This is a genomic window from Streptomyces sp. NPDC005492, assembly GCF_040605995.1.
Lineage (GTDB): Bacteria > Actinomycetota > Actinomycetes > Streptomycetales > Streptomycetaceae > Streptomyces.
The window spans coordinates 255,903-273,017 of record NZ_JBEXDX010000008.1; the positions used below are offsets into that span (position 1 = coordinate 255,903).

Annotated in this window: 17 protein-coding genes; 12 read left to right on the forward strand and 5 right to left on the reverse strand. The window is 66.6% G+C overall.

The features are described from left to right. Positions 1–7 precede the first annotated feature (7 nt). The 6 genes from fusA (at position 8) to ABZT04_RS14545 (ending at position 9,740) form a co-directional block, all read left to right on the forward strand. The gene (gene fusA / locus ABZT04_RS14520) at positions 8–2,137 is read left to right on the forward strand and encodes an elongation factor G (RefSeq protein WP_355905139.1); all 2,130 of its coding nucleotides are present in this window, start codon (positions 8–10) and stop codon (positions 2,135–2,137) included. Positions 2,138–2,279: 142 nt separating this feature from the next. Then, the gene (gene tuf / locus ABZT04_RS14525; protein ID WP_355905143.1) at positions 2,280–3,473 is read left to right on the forward strand and encodes an elongation factor Tu; all 1,194 of its coding nucleotides are present in this window, start codon (positions 2,280–2,282) and stop codon (positions 3,471–3,473) included. A 199-nt stretch (positions 3,474–3,672) separates the two neighbouring features. After that, the gene (locus ABZT04_RS14530) at positions 3,673–6,702 is read left to right on the forward strand and encodes a glycosyl hydrolase 115 family protein (RefSeq protein ID WP_356056537.1); all 3,030 of its coding nucleotides are present in this window, start codon (positions 3,673–3,675) and stop codon (positions 6,700–6,702) included. Positions 6,703–6,758: 56 nt separating this feature from the next. After that, positions 6,759–7,136 (forward strand): hypothetical protein, encoded by a 378-nt coding sequence (locus ABZT04_RS14535; protein WP_356056538.1) that lies wholly within the window; start codon positions 6,759–6,761, stop codon positions 7,134–7,136. Between the two features lie 67 nt (positions 7,137–7,203). After that, the gene (locus ABZT04_RS14540; RefSeq protein ID WP_356056539.1) at positions 7,204–9,219 is read left to right on the forward strand and encodes a hypothetical protein; all 2,016 of its coding nucleotides are present in this window, start codon (positions 7,204–7,206) and stop codon (positions 9,217–9,219) included. Next, positions 9,216–9,740, forward strand: a complete 525-nt coding sequence (locus ABZT04_RS14545; protein WP_356056540.1) for a hypothetical protein — start codon at positions 9,216–9,218, stop codon at positions 9,738–9,740. The genes ABZT04_RS14540 and ABZT04_RS14545 overlap by 4 nt, the downstream gene beginning before the upstream one ends. A 35-nt stretch (positions 9,741–9,775) precedes the next feature. Here the strand turns inward: ABZT04_RS14545 and ABZT04_RS14550 are convergent, their stop codons facing one another. From ABZT04_RS14550 to ABZT04_RS14570, 5 genes are all read right to left on the reverse strand, one after another. Further along, the gene (locus ABZT04_RS14550; RefSeq protein WP_355905152.1) at positions 9,776–10,120 is read right to left on the reverse strand and encodes a hypothetical protein; all 345 of its coding nucleotides are present in this window, start codon (positions 10,118–10,120) and stop codon (positions 9,776–9,778) included. Positions 10,121–10,403: 283 nt separating this feature from the next. Further along, complete coding sequence (locus ABZT04_RS14555) at positions 10,404–11,576, reverse strand: right-handed parallel beta-helix repeat-containing protein (protein WP_356056541.1); 1,173 nt, start codon at positions 11,574–11,576, stop codon at positions 10,404–10,406. Between the two features lie 126 nt (positions 11,577–11,702). Further along, on the reverse strand, positions 11,703–12,077 hold the full coding sequence (locus ABZT04_RS14560; RefSeq protein WP_356056542.1) for a hypothetical protein: 375 nt from the start codon (positions 12,075–12,077) through the stop codon (positions 11,703–11,705). Between the two features lie 53 nt (positions 12,078–12,130). Continuing rightward, positions 12,131–12,877 (reverse strand): hypothetical protein, encoded by a 747-nt coding sequence (locus ABZT04_RS14565; protein WP_356056544.1) that lies wholly within the window; start codon positions 12,875–12,877, stop codon positions 12,131–12,133. Positions 12,878–12,881: 4 nt separating this feature from the next. Beyond that, positions 12,882–13,205 carry a hypothetical protein gene (locus tag ABZT04_RS14570; RefSeq protein ID WP_356056546.1) on the reverse strand — a complete coding sequence of 108 codons (324 nt, stop codon included), beginning with the start codon at positions 13,203–13,205 and terminating at the stop codon, positions 12,882–12,884. 122 nt (positions 13,206–13,327) lie between these two features. Here ABZT04_RS14570 and ABZT04_RS14575 point away from each other — a divergent pair, with 122 nt between their 5' ends. The 6 genes from ABZT04_RS14575 to rplB all read left to right on the forward strand — a co-directional run bounded on the left by ABZT04_RS14575 (position 13,328) and on the right by rplB (position 17,108). After that, positions 13,328–13,684, forward strand: a complete 357-nt coding sequence (locus ABZT04_RS14575; RefSeq protein WP_356056548.1) for a hypothetical protein — start codon at positions 13,328–13,330, stop codon at positions 13,682–13,684. Between the two features lie 484 nt (positions 13,685–14,168). Next, positions 14,169–14,477: a 30S ribosomal protein S10 gene (gene rpsJ, locus ABZT04_RS14580; protein ID WP_003948644.1), complete on the forward strand. Its 309-nt coding sequence runs from the start codon at positions 14,169–14,171 to the stop codon at positions 14,475–14,477. 19 nt (positions 14,478–14,496) lie between these two features. After that, on the forward strand, positions 14,497–15,141 hold the full coding sequence (gene rplC / locus ABZT04_RS14585; protein WP_355905167.1) for a 50S ribosomal protein L3: 645 nt from the start codon (positions 14,497–14,499) through the stop codon (positions 15,139–15,141). Positions 15,142–15,146: 5 nt separating this feature from the next. Further along, positions 15,147–15,803 (forward strand): 50S ribosomal protein L4, encoded by a 657-nt coding sequence (gene rplD / locus ABZT04_RS14590; RefSeq protein WP_328831004.1) that lies wholly within the window; start codon positions 15,147–15,149, stop codon positions 15,801–15,803. After that, on the forward strand, positions 15,803–16,222 hold the full coding sequence (gene rplW / locus ABZT04_RS14595) for a 50S ribosomal protein L23 (protein WP_355905172.1): 420 nt from the start codon (positions 15,803–15,805) through the stop codon (positions 16,220–16,222). Before rplD ends, rplW begins: the two co-directional genes overlap by 1 nt. Positions 16,223–16,271: 49 nt before the next feature. Continuing rightward, entirely contained in the window at positions 16,272–17,108 is an 837-nt protein-coding gene (gene rplB / locus ABZT04_RS14600; protein ID WP_093824855.1) for a 50S ribosomal protein L2, read from the forward strand. Positions 17,109–17,115 lie beyond the last annotated feature (7 nt).

The window sequence follows — 17,115 nt, forward strand, 5'->3', positions numbered from 1 at the left end:
AAGCCTTATGGCTACCACTTCACTTGACCTGGCCAAGGTCCGCAACATCGGGATCATGGCCCACATCGACGCGGGCAAGACGACCACCACCGAGCGGATCCTCTTCTACACCGGCGTCAGCTACAAGATCGGTGAAGTCCACGACGGCGCCGCCACCATGGACTGGATGGAGCAGGAGCAGGAGCGTGGCATCACGATCACCTCTGCTGCCACCACCTGTCACTGGCCGCTTGAGGACGACGACTACACGATCAACATCATCGACACCCCGGGTCACGTGGACTTCACGGTCGAGGTGGAGCGTTCGCTCCGCGTCCTCGACGGTGCCGTCACCGTGTTCGACGGTGTCGCCGGTGTCGAGCCGCAGTCCGAGACGGTGTGGCGTCAGGCCGACCGTTACGGCGTGCCCCGCATCTGCTTCGTCAACAAGCTCGACCGGACCGGCGCGGAGTTCCACCGCTGCGTCGACATGATCAAGGACCGCCTCGGCGCGGTGCCGCTGATCATGCAGCTGCCGATCGGTGCCGAGATGGACTTCAAGGGCGTTGTGGACCTGGTCCGCATGAAGGCGCTCGTGTGGTCCGCCGAGGCGGCGAAGGGCGAGATGTACGACGTCGTCGACATCCCGGCCACGCACACCGAGGCCGCCGAGGAGTACCGCGGCAAGCTGGTCGAGGCCGTCGCGGAGAACGACGACGAGATCATGGAGCTGTTCCTGGAGGGCCAGGAGCCCACCGAGGAGCAGCTGTACGCCGCGATCCGTCGCGTCACCATCGCGTCCGGCAAGTCCAAGGGCGTCACGGTCACCCCGGTGTTCTGTGGCACCGCGTTCAAGAACAAGGGCGTCCAGCCCCTGCTCGACGCGGTCGTGCGCTACCTGCCGACCCCCCTGGACGTCGAGGCCATCGAGGGCCACGACGTCAAGGACCCCGAGGTCGTCATCAAGCGCAAGCCGTCCGTGGACGAGCCGCTGTCCGCGCTCGCATTCAAGATCATGAGCGACCCGCACCTGGGCAAGCTCACCTTCGTCCGGGTCTACTCGGGCCGCCTGGAGGCGGGTTCGGCAGTGCTGAACTCGGTCAAGGGCAAGAAGGAGCGCATCGGCAAGATCTACCGCATGCACGCGAACAAGCGTGAGGAGATCGAGTCGGTGGGCGCCGGCGACATCGTCGCCGTCATGGGCCTGAAGCAGACCACCACCGGTGAGACGCTCTCGGACGACAAGAACCCGGTCATCCTGGAGTCCATGGACTTCCCGGCGCCGGTCATCCAGGTCGCCATCGAGCCCAAGTCCAAGGGTGACCAGGAGAAGCTGGGTGTCGCCATCCAGCGTCTCGCGGAGGAGGACCCCTCCTTCCAGGTCCACTCGGACGAGGAGACCGGCCAGACCATCATCGGTGGTATGGGCGAGCTGCACCTCGAGGTGCTGGTCGACCGTATGCGCCGTGAGTTCAAGGTCGAGGCCAACGTCGGTAAGCCGCAGGTCGCCTACCGTGAGACGATCCGCAAGGCCGTCGAGCGCGTGGACTACACCCACAAGAAGCAGACCGGTGGTACCGGTCAGTTCGCCAAGGTGCAGATCGCGATCGAGCCCATCACCGAGGCCGACGGCCCGGCGTACGAGTTCGTGAACAAGGTCACCGGTGGCCGTATCCCGCGGGAGTACATCCCGTCGGTGGACGCCGGTGCGCAGGAGGCCATGCAGTTCGGCATCCTCGCCGGGTACGAGATGACGGGTGTCCGCATCACGCTGCTCGACGGTGCCTACCACGAGGTCGACTCCTCCGAGCTCGCGTTCAAGATCGCCGGTTCGCAGGCCTTCAAGGAGGCCGCGCGCAAGGCGTCCCCCGTGCTCCTTGAGCCGATGATGGCCGTCGAGGTCACCACGCCCGAGGACTACATGGGTGACGTGATCGGTGACATCAACTCCCGCCGTGGCCAGATCCAGGCCATGGAGGAGCGTGCCGGTGCGCGCGTCGTGAAGGGCCTCGTGCCCCTCTCGGAGATGTTCGGCTACGTCGGCGACCTCCGCAGCAAGACCTCGGGTCGCGCAAGCTACTCGATGCAGTTCGACTCCTACGCCGAGGTTCCCCGGAACGTCGCCGAGGAGATCATCGCGAAGGCCAAGGGCGAGTAACACACACCGTTTGCACGCTTTAGGCTTGACACCGACCGCCGGGGCTCACCCGGGAGGGCAGACCCCGGCGGGCGGCATCCCAGCAAAGATCACCTGGCGCCGATGAGTAAGGCGTACCAGAACCACTCCACAGGAGGACCCAGTGGCGAAGGCGAAGTTCGAGCGGACTAAGCCGCACGTCAACATCGGCACCATCGGTCACATCGACCACGGTAAGACGACCCTCACGGCCGCCATTACCAAGGTGCTGCACGACGCGTACCCGGACCTGAACGAGGCCTCGGCCTTCGACCAGATCGACAAGGCTCCTGAGGAGCGCCAGCGCGGTATCACGATCTCGATCGCGCACGTCGAGTACCAGACCGAGACGCGTCACTACGCCCACGTCGACTGCCCCGGTCACGCGGACTACATCAAGAACATGATCACGGGTGCGGCGCAGATGGACGGCGCCATCCTCGTGGTCGCCGCCACCGACGGCCCGATGCCGCAGACCAAGGAGCACGTGCTCCTGGCCCGCCAGGTCGGCGTTCCGTACATCGTCGTCGCCCTGAACAAGGCCGACATGGTGGACGACGAGGAGATCCTGGAGCTCGTCGAGCTCGAGGTCCGTGAGCTCCTCTCCGAGTACGAGTTCCCGGGCGACGACCTGCCGGTCGTCAAGGTCTCGGCGCTCAAGGCTCTTGAGGGCGACAAGGAGTGGGGCCAGACGGTCCTCGACCTGATGTCCGCCGTCGACGAGTCGATCCCGACCCCCGAGCGTGACGTCGACAAGCCGTTCCTCATGCCCGTCGAGGACGTCTTCACGATCACCGGTCGCGGTACGGTCGTCACCGGCCGTATCGAGCGTGGTGTCCTGAAGGTCAACGAGACCGTTGACATCATCGGCATCAAGCAGGAGAAGACCACCACCACGGTCACCGGCATCGAGATGTTCCGCAAGCTGCTCGACGAGGGCCAGGCCGGTGAGAACGTCGGTCTCCTCCTCCGTGGCATCAAGCGCGAGGACGTCGAGCGCGGCCAGGTCATCATCAAGCCCGGCTCGGTCACCCCGCACACGGAGTTCGAGGCCCAGGCGTACATCCTGTCCAAGGACGAGGGTGGCCGTCACACGCCGTTCTTCAACAACTACCGTCCCCAGTTCTACTTCCGCACCACGGACGTGACCGGCGTCGTGACCCTCCCCGAGGGCACCGAGATGGTCATGCCGGGCGACAACACTGAGATGACGGTTTCGCTCATCCAGCCCGTCGCCATGGAAGAGGGCCTGAAGTTCGCCATCCGTGAGGGTGGCCGCACGGTGGGCGCCGGCCAGGTCACCAAGATCAACAAGTAGTTCTGATCTGACCCGGTAGTTTCCCGGTAGTTCAGAGAGGCCCGTACGACTTCGGTCGTACGGGCCTCTTTGCGTCGCGGGGCAGCTGTTACGAAACTATTCGGCGCGTACGACCCGTTGTTCCCGCCCTCCACTCGTCCCACCATTTGTCATGCCGCTGACCAAATTAGGTGTGGAGGGGTGTGCCATGTCCGGGCCCATGTCTGCGTCCGTCAGTCGAAGAGCCGTTCTGGGTACGGGACTTGCCGCGGTGCCGGTGTTGTCGTCGAAGACGGGAGCGGGGCCGGGGCCGCTGGAGGCGGGGGCGTACATCTCGTTCACCGGTGGAGCCTTCTCGCTGGTGGGTGCCCCGGTCGTGGTGGACCCCGACGATCACCCAGGAGTCGTACGGGTGGCGGCGGATCTGAGGGCCGACATCGAACGCGTCACCGGCGTGCGTCCCGGCAGCGCGCTCGCCCGCGAGGCGGTGCTCGTCGGCACGATCGGCCGCAGCGCGCTGATCGACGGCCTGGTGGCCGCCGGGAAACTGGACGTGTCCGGGATCCGCGGCCGCTGGGAGACCTCGCTCCAGACCGTGGTCGAGCGCCCGATGCCGGGTGTGGACCGGGCGTTCGTCGTCGCGGGCAGCGACCCGCGCGGCACGATCTTCGGTGCGTACGACGTGTCGTACGGCATCGGGGTCTCGCCCTGGCACTGGTGGGACGACGTACCGCCGACCCGTCGCGACCAGGTGTGGGTGCTGCCCGGGCGGTACTCGCAGGGCACGCCGGCGGTGAAGTACCGCGGCTTCTTCATCAACGACGAGAACCCGGCGCTGGGGACCTGGGCGCCGGCGTACTTCGGGCCGGGGAAGGCGCCGGGGTACCCGGGCGGCTTCACCGCGGACTTCTACGGCCGGGTCTTCGAGGTGCTCTTGCGGCTGAAGGGGAACTACCTCTGGCCGGCGGTGTGGGGGCGGGCCTTCGCGGAGGACGACCCGGAGAACCACCGGCGGGCGGCCGCATACGGCGTTGTCATGGGCACGTCGCACGAGGCACCGATGATGCGGGGCATCGAGGAGTGGAACCGGCACGCGGTGGCCGCCGTCCGGGACGCCTCCGGCGCGATCGTGACGCCCGGCCACGATCCGTACGGCGGCACGGGCGAGTGGTCGTACCGCCTCAACGCCCCTGCGATCCGCGCCTATTGGCGGGCCGGCGTGCAGCGCATGGTCGACCAGGGCTTCGAGGGCGTCGTCACGCTCGGCATGCGCGGCAACGGCGACACGAGCCTCCCCGACGGCGACGGCATCGAACTGATGCGGGAGATCATCGCCGCGCAACGGCAGATCATCGAGGAGGTGACGGGCCGGCCCGCGGCGGAGACCCCGCAGGTGTGGACGCTGTACAAGGAGGTGCAGCGGTACTGGGACCGGGGGTTGAGGGCACCGGACGACGTCACCGTCGTACTGACGGACGACAACTGGGGCAACATCCGCAAGCATCCGGATCCGGCGGAGGAGCGGGCCGGCGGCTACGGCCTGTACTACCACTTCGACTACGTGGGCGCCGGACGGAACTACAAGTGGGTGGACACGGCGAACCTGCGCAACGTCTGGGAGCAACTCCACGCGGCACACGCGTACGGGAACCACGGCCTGTGGGTCGCGAACGTAGGGGATCTCAAGGGCAACGAACTCCCGACCGAGTTCTTCCTGAACTACGCCTGGAACCCGGAGAGTTGGGACCTCTCGCAGCTCGGCGCATGGGAACGCCGGTACGCCCGGCAGAACTTCGGGGCGGACCAGTCGGCGGAGATCGCCTCCGTGCTGGCGGCATATGGACAGTTGCAGGCCCGCCGCAAACCGGAGCTGCTCAACCGGCGGATCACTCTCGTCGACGGACAGGTGGTCTACGACGACCAGCAGACGCCGTTCGCCTTCGGGCACCGGGAGTTGGAACGGGTCACGGAGGAGTGGCGGGAGCTGGGAAAGCGCGCCGAGCGGATCGGACGACGGTTGCCGACCCGGCTGCGGGACGCATGGTTCGAACTCGTCGGCTACGAGGTGCGGGCGACGGCCAACCTCTACGGCCTGCGGTCGGCCGAGTTCACGAACCTGCGGTATGCGGCGCAGGGCCGCTCCGCGACCAACTCCCTTGCGGACGCGGCGGAGTCGGGCCTGTCGAAGGACTTCGCCCTCGCCGACCACTTCAACTCGGCGGTGGCGGGCGGGAAATGGCGGGGCTTCCAGACCCAGCCGCACATCGACTACGGCGATGTGGAGCGGTACGGGCCGAACGCCGGTTGGCAGCAGCCGGAGAAGGACAACGTGGCGTTGCCGGACGTGCTGTTCCCGGCGGTGCGGCGGATTGAGGTGCCGGAGGCCGCGGGGCTGGGGGTGGCGGCGGACGGTGATGGAGGTGTTGTGACTTCGGGGACGGCCGTACTGCCGGTGTTCAGTCCGTACCAGACGCGGCCGCAGCAGTTCGTCGAGGTGTTCAACCGGGGCCGTACGGCCTTCGACTACCGGATCGAGACCTCGGTGCCGTGGCTGATGGTGGACCGGCCGCGGGGGCGGGTCGAGGAGCAGGTGCGGGTGGAGGTGGCGGTGGACTGGGCCCGGCTGCCGGTCGGGCGGGCCGAGGGGGTGCTGACCGTGACCGGTGCGGGGGCGTCGGTGGCCGTCACCTGCGTCGCCGAGAAGCCCTCGGGCCGGGGGCTGCGCGGGTTCGTGGAGGCGGGCGGTTATGTGGCGATCGACGGGGAGCACTACGACCGGGCGGTCGGCGGGTGGCGCCGTATCGACGGCATCGGACGCACGGGCGCGGGGATGACCCCGTGGCCGGTGACGTTGCCCAGGCAGACGCCGGGCGGGGCGAATTCACCGCGCCTCGAGTACGAGGTGAGTCTCCTGTCGGCGGGGGAGGTGACGGTGTGGGCGTACCTGTCCCCTCGTAACCCTGCGTTGCCGACGGGCGGTCTGCGCTACGGCGTCTCCCTCGACGCCGGTCCGATCGAGACCGTCGACATCAACGTCGGTGCTGATGACGGGCTGTTGAACGCGGTGTGGGCCCGCAACACCTCCGACAACGTCAACGCGACGGCGACGAAACACTCCGTGACGAAGGCCGGGGTCCACCGGTTGAAGTTCTGGATGGTGGACCCGACGGTGGTGCTGCAGCGGCTCGTGATCGACACGGGGGGTCTGCCGGCGCTGTACCTGGGGCCGTTGGAGAGCCGGCGGGTGTAGCGCGTCGGCGCGGTGGATGGTGAGGGCGACGGGTGGGCGGTTCTGGTGTGCCGGGCGTGCTGGATGTCTCGGGTGTGCCGGGGGAGTTGGGCGTCTCGGCACCGGGGCGACTGGCTTCGTCGCCGGGTGAGAAACGGGCGGCGGCGAAGGCGATCGAGGACCACATCGAGCCCGGCACGCGTACGGCGGGACGCTGGGCGGACGAGGAACACGGCGCCGCCGTACGGGAGTTCGGCGCGAGGGACGGAGACGGCTGGCTCACCTCCGCGGCGCTGAAGAAGGCGCACGCGGCATGGGCGGACCAGGTCGGGAACCTGATGAACCGGCTCGGCGCGGAGAAGGACGCGTTGCGGTGCGGAAACGCGGTGCTGACGAGTACGGATCTGGCGGTGGGGTCGACATTGCGGGAGCGGTCGGCGCTGGACACGTACTGATGACACAGGGAGGAACTGGGGGACTGGCCGACTGGGGATTGGGCGCATGCCGACGTATCACGAGATCATGACCACCGACCTCGCCACGCTGACCACGGCGGCCGAGCGCTGGGACGGCATGGCGGGCGAGTTCGAGAAACAGGAGACGGCGTACCGGCGGGATGTGCACGGCATCTCCATGGGGACGTCGTGGGCCGGGCTGAGCGCCGACGCGGCGAACGCCCGCTTCGACACCACGCTCAAGGAGTTCCAGTACGCGCAGACGGAGGCCAAGGGGATCGCGTCGCTGCTACGGGACGCGCACGACCGGTTCGTCGAGCTGCGGGGTCGGGTGGTGGCGGCGCGGTGGGACGCCATCCGGGCGGGTATGTCGGTCTCGGAGCAGGGGGTGGTGAGCCCCGGCCCGGATCAGCCGGAGACTCCCGGTGATGCCGGGGCCGTTCGGTCTTGGCAGGACCGCATCACCAAGGCGGTACGTGATGTGACGGACGCGGACATGGGCGTACGGATCGCCCTGGCGGGAGTCGTGATCGACTCCGAACTCCTTGCAGGGGGACGGGGCTTCAACGGCCGGGCGGTGGGCGATGTGGAGAAGTACGAGGCGGAGGAGGCGGACCGGTACCTGGCGAAGCTGAGCAAGGGCGGACACCTCACGGACGCCCAACTCGCCGAACTGGAAAGGTCGTTCCGCGACAACAGCGGGGACGAGGCGTTCTCGCACCTGCTGCTGGACGACCTGGGCCCGGCCGGCACGATCCGGCTCACCAACGAACTGAACGACCGCATCCACGTCCAGGGCGGTGCCGGGGTGGCCACGTACTCGACGATCGAGGCGGGCCTGGCGAACACCCTCGCCACGGCGACGAGGGACACCAAGTCGGACTGGTACCGGAGATGGCGCACCGGCATGCGCCACGCGGGCGTCCGCCACTACGCCACCGACGCGCAGGGCCTTCACCTGGACAAGGCCGTCGGCTACCAGTCCCTGGTCACGCTGATGCGGAAGGGCCACGGGTACGCCCCCGGGATGGTCGAGGACCTCACCGGCGACATGATCGCGGCGGAGAAGAAGAACCCCGGGATCTGGCGGGTGAAGGGCGGCTACAGCGGATCACGGGACGGCTGGTTCGCCAACGACCCGGTCGACGGCATGCTCGGCATCATGAGCCGCGATCCGGCCGGTGCCGCACACTATCTCCACTCCGAGGCTCACATGAAATACCTCATGAAGGAGCGGGATTGGAACGTCGTCCTGAACGACGAGGGGGCCTCGAAGGGCGGGCACTATGTGCCCGGGCTGGACGGGGACGATCGGGCCGGGTTCGGGGCGGCGCTGCAGGCGGGGGCGACGGGGATCGATCCTGCGGATCGGCATGGGCGGGCGGTGGGGGATCGGGGTGTTAATGATGCGGTGTTCAAGTCGGCGTTGAAGTATCTGTCCGACAGTGGGGACGAATTTCCGCCGTCGTTGCGTAGGCCCATGGCCAATGTGCTGGTAAATCACGGGGATACGGTGCATGCGGCCATGAGCGAGGTCGATATCAGGAAGTCGCCCTTGGACCAGCATCAGCTTTTTGAGGTTGGGAAGCAGGTGTCCAAGGATGAGGGGGCGTATGGGGCCTTGAACGGGGGGATGAACCAGGCGATGGTTGCGGCCATTCATCACGACTCGTCAAACTCGCCCGCATCTCTCACTCAGGCTGGTCGGACCGTCGGTTTTCTGGAGGAGGCTCGGGTGCAGGCAGCGGGGGACCCAAAGGTCGCCGAATTCGAGACCAAGCCACTCTTCGACAAGGCGATCAGCTATATCCCTGTGGTGAGCGGCGATGTGCAGACCGGGTTTGACTATGTGACGGACCAGTGGCTGGCTGATGAGCAGAAGCGGTTGGACAGCAAGCAGGAGGACGAGAACATCCAGGCGTACACCAAGAGGAACGGCCAACTGATGGCCCTAGCAGACGAGTGGAAGAAAACTCATAACGTGGAAGATAACCCGTACTATAACGCCAAAGAGGAGATCGGTAGATCTGCACGAGATGGAATGGCGCAGGCGACTGGGATGTCCGGAGAGCGAGCCACGTGAAAGTTCACCGGATCCTGATCGCCTTGTTGCTGTCGGTCCTTGTGGCGTCCTGTGGTAGCCCCACTGATCACGAGGTTCCAAAGGCGATTTGTGGGACCAAAATCGATCCCGCACTCACCCGCCTGCTTGTGACGTCCACGGACGACTTGTACGAGTACAACCGAGTCGATCGCTCCACTGCGATCACTGCGCCGTGTGTGCTTCTTTCGGATCGTGACCCTGTTCTCGAACTCCGTTTTTCGTGGGATGACACGGCAACGGATCTCATGTACCTGGCGACAGGCGCCGGGTCGATCTCACGTGTCACGGCACCGCGCAGTATCAACCTCGGTTACAAGACAATCGCTGGCACCGACGGCGCAATCTCTATCGCCCCCTGCAATACCAACGGCGGCAAGTACTTCACCCTCACCCTGCAACTCCCCCAAATCCGCCTGACCGACCAAACCCACCGCAAGGACATCGAGAAGTTCATGCGCGCTTACTTCCCGGCGACTCTCAAAACCCTTGGGTGCAGGTGACGTTGTCTCGTCAGCTGCACCCAAGGGGAGGTGTCCTACGAAGCTACGAGGTAGCTGATCGTCTCACCGGGCTGTGTCTTGAACTCCAGGCGGAAGCGGGTGTTGTCCCGCACGTTGGTGGACAACGTTGCCCATCCCGGATAGGGCAGCAGCTTCCAACGGCTGCAACTGATCGTCGAACCGTTGGCCCGTTCCAGGCAGGAGCGGGCGTCCGTCTGGTAGCGGACGTACGTAAGCCGTACGTTGACGTCCATGCAGCGGTTGGTCGTGTAGTAGGGCCCCACCGCGTTGTTGCCGTACAGCAGCTGGATGGTCGCCGACCGGGCACCCCCGTAGCAGCTCGTCGCGGCGGAACTGACTCCTGCGCTCGGTCCCGCCATTCCCCCCAAGGCCATGGCTGCCACAAGAGCGATCTTCGCCCACTTGTGCATGCATACCCCCACCGACAGAGTGGATTATTCGGTCGATGAGCACATTAACTGCTTCATGATGTGCTTTAGGGGTGGATGTTAATTAGTGCCGCTAAGAGTCAATCCGGAGCGCCACTTTGTCGGTCGGTGTCGACGCGGTAGCCCTTATTGGCCAGTAGCTGGAGTGTGCATCCTTCAACGCGGCCCACCGGCGCATCGGGGTGAGGAAACCCGCACCCCGCACGCCGTGCCCCTACGGGTTCACCACCTTCCCCCCGAACGTCACCGCCAGCTTCCCGTCCGAGGCGAACGACCACCCCAGGCTCCCGCCGTACGACGCGCAGCGCGAACCGTTCGTGCCCGTCCAGAACTGGTTCGAACTGTCGGCGTCGCCCACCGTCTTGTCGTTCGAGCCGCTGACCGCGAACCGGCAGGACGTGTTCGTACGGAAGACCGACGTGCCCGTGTCGAAGGAGAAGTTGCGTTCCGCGTTGTCGATGCCGACGTTGTTCGATATCGCCATCGTGCCGGGGTTGCTGTTGTAGGTGAACCCGTGATGGCCGTTGCCGTAGGCGATGTCGTGGCGGACGACGTGGTTGACGGCGATGTCGTCGCCGCCGAGCTTGTAGCCGTTGCGGTCGCCGTCGCCGCTCTGGCTGCCGTCGGTGAGGGTGCCGTTGCCGTAGGAGAGGCTGTACTCGATGGTCACCGGGCCGATCGCGCCGGTGTCGGTCTTGGTGTAGAGGTCCCAGCCGTCGTCGATGTTGTTGTGGGAGACGTCGTAGCGGAAGACGTTCCCGGTGCCGGTCGTGAGCTTCGCGGCGAAGCCGTCCGCGTCCTCGCCGTCGGAGTCGGCGTTGTCGTGCGACTCCGAGCTGACCACCAGGTTGTTCGAGGGCCATTGCGCGCTCGACGTGCTGGAGGAGATGCGGCCCAGTTGCAGACCCGTGTCGTGGTTGTACGCCGTCACCGTGCGCTCGATGACGTTGTCGCTGCCGCCGACGTAGATGCCGTTGTCGCCCGCGTGCTCGACGGTGAGGCCGTAGACGTGCCAGTAGTTGGCGTAGAGCTGAAGGCCGCGGTTCGACGAACTCTCGGTCTGTGAAGAGAAGTTGAGGATCGGCGTCTCGCCGTTGTAGGCGGTGAGCGTGGTGCGGGCGGCGGACGTGCCGTCGCTCCCCGCCGGGATCGTGATCGTCGAGCCGTAGGCGTACGTCCCGCCCCGCAGGTAGATCGTGCCGCCGGACGCGATGCGGCTGATCGCTGTGGCGAGGGTGGTGGGGGCGGAGAGGGTGCCGGCGGCGCTCGCGGTGCCGGTCGGCGACACGTACTGCGTGGCGCTCGCGGCCTGTGCCGGGCTGCCGGAGAGGGCGACGAGTGTGCCGGCCACTAGGCCGACGCACGCGATGACTGGTCTCGCTTGCATCGTTCTGCCTCCAGGGTCGTCCCATGACCAGGGGTTCCGTGCAAGAGAAAGCGCTTGCCCGCGTTCTCGTGAGGGAACGTAAGCGCTTGCTGTGGACGCGTCAAGATGCGTGTACATGATTCATGTTCACAGAGATGAACGTGTGCGTTGTTCGTGGCGGTCGCTCAGTCTCTCCGCCTCGATCTCCTCCTGCTGTTCCGCCAGGTAGGCCCGCGCCGCAGCCTCCTGGTTCCCGCGTTCCTCGGGGGAGAGGCTGTTGTACTCGCGGAAGCCGCGGGCGACGCGATCTCCCAGTGCCTCCGCGTATGCGGGAACTCGGGCTGCCTCGCGCAGACCCGTGCGGCCGCTGAGGACCTCGCGGGCCATCTCGCGCAGCGGATCGTCGGGGGCGCGGTCGTGGGCGAGCCTCTGGAGGGCCTTGCGGAGCGACCGGGCGCGGGCCTGGTCGCCGCCGGTGATGTCCATCAAGTCGGCGTCGCCGATGCGGAGTTCGTCGGGCACGGGCGTCTTCCCTGGTTCGTGCGTGCGTGCGTGTGGTGGGTGGGGGCGCGGCGTCAGATCGACGGATCCGGGTGGTCGTACTCGCCGATCTTCGTGAACTCGGAGATCGTTCCGTAAAGGGCTGCGCCGATGGTTTCCACTACGCCCACCGCGCCGTTCACGATGCCTTGGACGTTGCCGATGGCCTGGGTGGCCTGGCCCCACAGGCGCAGCATGTTGGCGATCTCCAGTGCGGCGAGGCCGTAGCCCACCGCCGCGCCGACGCCGGTCCACGACAGTGCGGTGCCTGCCGCCAGCTCGACGGCCGTGATCAGGAGGCCGTCGATGATGCCGCACAGGTAACCGTTGATGGCCTCGGCCGTGGCATAGGCGGAGTGGGCCAGATGGTCGTACTGAGTCCTCAGGTTGCCGAACTCGTCCCTGATCTCTTCGAGTTTCGCCGCGCAGGTGTGGAAGTACGTGTAGGCCGCGTCGGCGGCCCGTCCGTCCCATGTCAGGTCGAGCGTCTTGTTGCCGGCCCTGATGTTGCCGGAGACCGCATCCACGGCCTTGCCCAACTGGTCCCAGACGACACCGCACTTGGCGAACGACTCCCAGTCGCCGGCGAACCACTGGATCACTTCGTCCAGTGGGTTGAAACCGAAGACCGCGTTGTAGGCCTCCGTCACCCAGTACGTCGGGCTCATCAGGTCGCCGCAGTTGTTGAACGTGTCGAGGATCGGGCCGCAGGAGTACTCGTCCGGCGTGGACGGGGCCTTGAGCAGGCTCGTCGGTTCGGTGAGGTCGATGAAGTCGGACATGGGGCTAGTCGGCCGGGCGTTCGACGAGGGGATAGGTGGCGTCCACGCGCCTCGCCACGGCCAAGTCCGTGTGCGCGTAGTACTTGTTGTTGCGCTCCAGTTCCGCGCTTGCCGCCCTGAGGACTTCCTGCAATCTGTCCATCGCCAGGCTGACCGTCTTCACCGTTGCCGTGTGTGTGGTCAGGAAAAGGTTCAGCAGGCCCTGGTCCGAGACGCCCACGTCCGTGTACTTGGTGCAGTGGGCCTTGAAGTCCGCCGCGTCGTCCGCCGCGCGGCCGATCTGCCGCGCGTATCCACTGAGGTCCCAAGGGTTCACTCTGAGTTTCATTCGGGCCTCCCGTGCTCACGTCTGCGTTCCCGTCCCGTCAACTCCCGCTGCGGCGCGGACGTTTCGCGATTCGCCGGAAATAATGAGCGAACGCCGTCGTCGGCGCCGATAGAGTGCCCGCCGTGACGAACCGCGAAAGCAGGGCAAACCTCGACAACGGAGTCCGCCTCGGTGACCGTACCGATGCGCGGGCCGCGGTCGACGACCGTGGGCGGGGGCTGTTCACCGGTCTCACCGGCCTCTTCGCGGTTCTGCTCGCGGTCGGCTCGCTGGTGGTGCTCGGTCGGAGTGCGGCAGGCCGCGGGCAAGCGGTCGGTGGTCTTCAGGTGGCCGCGGCCGTCCTGGGGCTCGTGGTGGCCGCGGGTGCGGTGTGGCTGATCGTCCGGGCCCGGCGTGCCCAGAGCTGGGTGCCGCTGGTGATCGCATGCGGGGGGTGCCTGGGCTGGATGGCCGTCACGGCACTTGTGGGGAGGGCCTAGGCGCGCGGCTGCCTTGTGGAGGGGGCAGGCTCCTACACCACGAGCGATCTCCGCGGCCCCGTGTTTGACCTACGTCACTCCAGGGGTAATCTCTACGCCCCGATTGGCCAGCCCCCTGCCCCATATGGCAGACTGTCGGAGTTGCTCGGTCGAGTGTTGATGCTGCGCGCCTCCCGCCGGGAGGACCGGAAGCGAGTCCCACAGTACTCGTCGTCCCAACTGCCTTACGGCAGCACTGGGGCGGACGTACGGGAATCTTTCGGGAAGTGTCAGTGCAGCGCCGGCCAGGCACCCGGTGGGCTTCTTCGCCCTCGGCTTGCGGTTCCGGACGGGCCGTGCTTTCCCAGCAGGGAAGTTCCGAATGTGGGACCTCTGTGTCGGTGAGAGTGCGACACACCCGACCGCGTGGGTCGGAGGAACCGTAGAGGGCGGAAGGATTTACCGGGGTGCAGAGCGTTACTAGAGACAGGACTACTGAGTAGCCATGGCGGGACAGAAGATCCGCATCCGGCTCAAGGCCTACGACCACGAGGTCATCGACTCCTCGGCGAAGAAGATCGTCGAGACGGTGACCCGCACTGGTGCGTCGGTCGCGGGCCCGGTGCCGCTGCCCACTGAGAAGAACGTGTACTGCGTCATCAAGTCGCCGCACAAGTACAAGGACTCTCGCGAGCACTTCGAGATGCGCACCCACAAGCGCCTGATCGACATCCTCGACCCGACCCCCAAGACCGTTGACTCTCTGATGCGACTCGACCTCCCGGCCGGTGTCGACATCGAGATCAAGCTCTGATCGGGTCGGTGAGTTAGAGATGACCAAGCAGATCAAGGGCATCCTGGGCGAGAAGCTCGGCATGACGCAGGTGTGGGACGAGAACAACCGTGTTGTTCCGGTCACCGTCGTCAAGGCCGGCCCCAACGTCGTGACCCAGGTCCGTACGAACGACAGTGACGGCTACGAGTCGGTCCAGATCGCCTTCGGCGAGATCGACCCGCGCAAGGTGAACAAGCCCCTCAAGGGCCACTTCGCCAAGGCCGACGTCACGCCCCGCCGCCACCTCGTCGAGATCCGTACCGCTGACGCCAGCGAGTACACCCTCGGCCAGGAGATCACCGCCGCGACCTTCGAGGCCGGCGTCAAGGTGGACGTGACCGGCAAGAGCAAGGGCAAGGGCTTCGCCGGTGTCATGAAGCGTCACAACTTCAAGGGCCTCGGCGCCGGACACGGCACCCAGCGCAAGCACCGCTCTCCCGGCTCCATCGGTGGCTGTGCCACCCCGGGCCGTGTGTTCAAGGGCCTCCGCATGGCGGGTCGTATGGGCAACGAGCGGGTCACCACCCAGAACCTGACCGTTCACGCCGTTGACGCGGAGAAGGGCCTGCTCCTCATCAAGGGCGCGGTTCCTGGTCCGAACGGCGGCCTCGTCCTGGTCCGCACCGCGGCCAAGGGGGCCTGAGGACTATGAGCACCATTGACATTCTGTCGCCCTCCGGCGACACCGCCGGGACCGTAGAGCTCCCGGCCGAGATCTTCGACGTCGAGAAGATCAGCATCCCGCTGCTTCACCAGGTCGTCGTCGCGCAGCTGGCCGCCGCCCGTCAGGGCACGCACAAGGTCAAGCGTCGTGGCGAGGTCCGCGGTGGCGGTAAGAAGCCTTACCGCCAGAAGGGCACCGGCCGCGCCCGTCAGGGTTCGACCCGCGCCCCGCAGTTCGCCGGCGGTGGCGTCGTCCACGGCCCCACGCCGCGCGACTACTCGCAGCGGACCCCGAAGAAGATGAAGGCCGCGGCCCTGCGCCACGCCCTCACCGACCGGGCCCGCAACGCTCGTATCCACGTCGTCACCGGCGTGATCGAGGGCGAGACCCCCTCCACCAAGGCCGCCAAGAGCTTCCTCGGCAAGGTCAGCGAGCGCAAGAACGTGCTCCTGGTCATCGAGCGCTCCGACGAGGCCGCGCTGCTTTCCGCGCGCAACCTGCCCCAGGTCCACATCCTGGAGCCGGGCCAGCTGAACACGTACGACGTTCTCGTCTCGGACGACGTGGTCTTCACCCAGGCCGCTTTCGAGTCCTTCGTGTCTGGCCCCCAGGCCGCTGACACCGAAGGGAGCGAAGCCTGATGGCTACGCGTCACCCGAGCATCGCCTCGAAGGCCGCCAAGGCCAAGAAGGTCGCGCGTCTCGCCAAGGCGAAGCGCCACGAGACCGAGGGCAAGAACACCGTCGAGACGCCGATCAGCAAGTCGTTCACGGACCACCGTGACGTGCTGCTGAAGCCGGTCGTCTCCGAGAAGAGCTACGCGCTCCTCGATGGCGGCAAGTACACGTTCATCGTCGCCCCGGGCGCGAACAAGACCCAGATCAAGCAGGCCGTCCAGGCGGTCTTCTCGGTCAAGGTCACCGGGGTCAACACGATCAACCGCCAGGGCAAGCGCAAGCGCACGAAGACCGGTTTCGGTCAGCGTGCCAGCACCAAGCGCGCGATCGTAACCCTCGCTGAGGGCGACCGTATCGACATCTTCGGCGGTCCGACCGCGTAAGCGGGTCGGAGCGTCCAGATAATCGGAAACTTCCGAGGACTGAGAGACAATGGGTATCCGCAAGTACAAGCCGACTACGCCGGGCCGTCGTGGCTCCAGCGTCGCCGACTTCGTCGAGGTCACGCGGTCCACGCCGGAGAAGTCGCTGGTCCGCCCGCTGCACAGCAAGGGCGGCCGTAACAACGCCGGTCGTGTGACCGTTCGCCACCAGGGTGGCGGACACAAGCGCGCCTACCGAGTGATCGACTTCCGTCGTCACGACAAGGACGGCGTGCCGGCGAAGGTCGCGCACATCGAGTACGACCCCAACCGCACCGCGCGCATCGCGCTGCTGCACTACGCGGACGGCGAGAAGCGCTACATCCTCGCCCCCCGCAACCTGTCGCAGGGTGACCGCGTCGAGAACGGTCCCGGGGCCGACATCAAGCCGGGCAACAACCTGGCGCTCCGCAACATCCCGGTCGGTACCACGATCCACGCGATCGAGCTCCGTCCCGGTGGCGGCGCCAAGTTCGCCCGCTCCGCCGGTGCCTCCGTGCAGCTGCTCGCGAAGGAGGGCTCGATGGCCCACCTCCGCATGCCCTCCGGTGAGATCCGCCTGGTCGACCAGCGCTGCCGCGCCACGGTCGGCGAGGTCGGCAACGCCGAGCAGAGCAACATCAACTGGGGCAAGGCAGGCCGCAAGCGCTGGCTGGGCGTCCGCCCGACCGTCCGCGGTGTTGCGATGAACCCGGTCGACCACCCGCACGGTGGTGGTGAGGGCAAGACCTCCGGTGGTCGCCACCCGGTCTCCCCGTGGGGTCAGAAGGAGGGTCGTACTCGTTCGCCGAAGAAGGCTTCGAACAAGTACATCGTCCGCCGCCGCAAGACGAACAAGAAGCGCTAGGAGCGGG

Bases quoted from the DNA above. Each gene is read 5' to 3' on its own strand.
- ABZT04_RS14555 (WP_356056541.1), bottom strand. From the start codon at position 11,576: ATGCAAGCGAGACCAGTCATCGCGTGCGTCGGCCTAGTGGCCGGCACA.
- ABZT04_RS14565 (WP_356056544.1), bottom strand. From the start codon at position 12,877: ATGTCCGACTTCATCGACCTCACCGAACCGACGAGCCTGCTCAAGGCC.
- fusA (WP_355905139.1), top strand. From the start codon at position 8: ATGGCTACCACTTCACTTGACCTGGCCAAGGTCCGCAACATCGGGATC.
- rplC (WP_355905167.1), top strand. From the start codon at position 14,497: ATGACCAAGCAGATCAAGGGCATCCTGGGCGAGAAGCTCGGCATGACG.
- rplB (WP_093824855.1), top strand. From the start codon at position 16,272: ATGGGTATCCGCAAGTACAAGCCGACTACGCCGGGCCGTCGTGGCTCC.
- ABZT04_RS14530 (WP_356056537.1), top strand. From the start codon at position 3,673: ATGTCTGCGTCCGTCAGTCGAAGAGCCGTTCTGGGTACGGGACTTGCC.
- ABZT04_RS14570 (WP_356056546.1), bottom strand. From the start codon at position 13,205: ATGAAACTCAGAGTGAACCCTTGGGACCTCAGTGGATACGCGCGGCAG.
- rplW (WP_355905172.1), top strand. From the start codon at position 15,803: ATGGCTACGCGTCACCCGAGCATCGCCTCGAAGGCCGCCAAGGCCAAG.
- ABZT04_RS14550 (WP_355905152.1), bottom strand. From the start codon at position 10,120: ATGGCGGGACCGAGCGCAGGAGTCAGTTCCGCCGCGACGAGCTGCTAC.
- rplD (WP_328831004.1), top strand. From the start codon at position 15,147: ATGAGCACCATTGACATTCTGTCGCCCTCCGGCGACACCGCCGGGACC.
- ABZT04_RS14540 (WP_356056539.1), top strand. From the start codon at position 7,204: ATGACCACCGACCTCGCCACGCTGACCACGGCGGCCGAGCGCTGGGAC.
- rpsJ (WP_003948644.1), top strand. From the start codon at position 14,169: ATGGCGGGACAGAAGATCCGCATCCGGCTCAAGGCCTACGACCACGAG.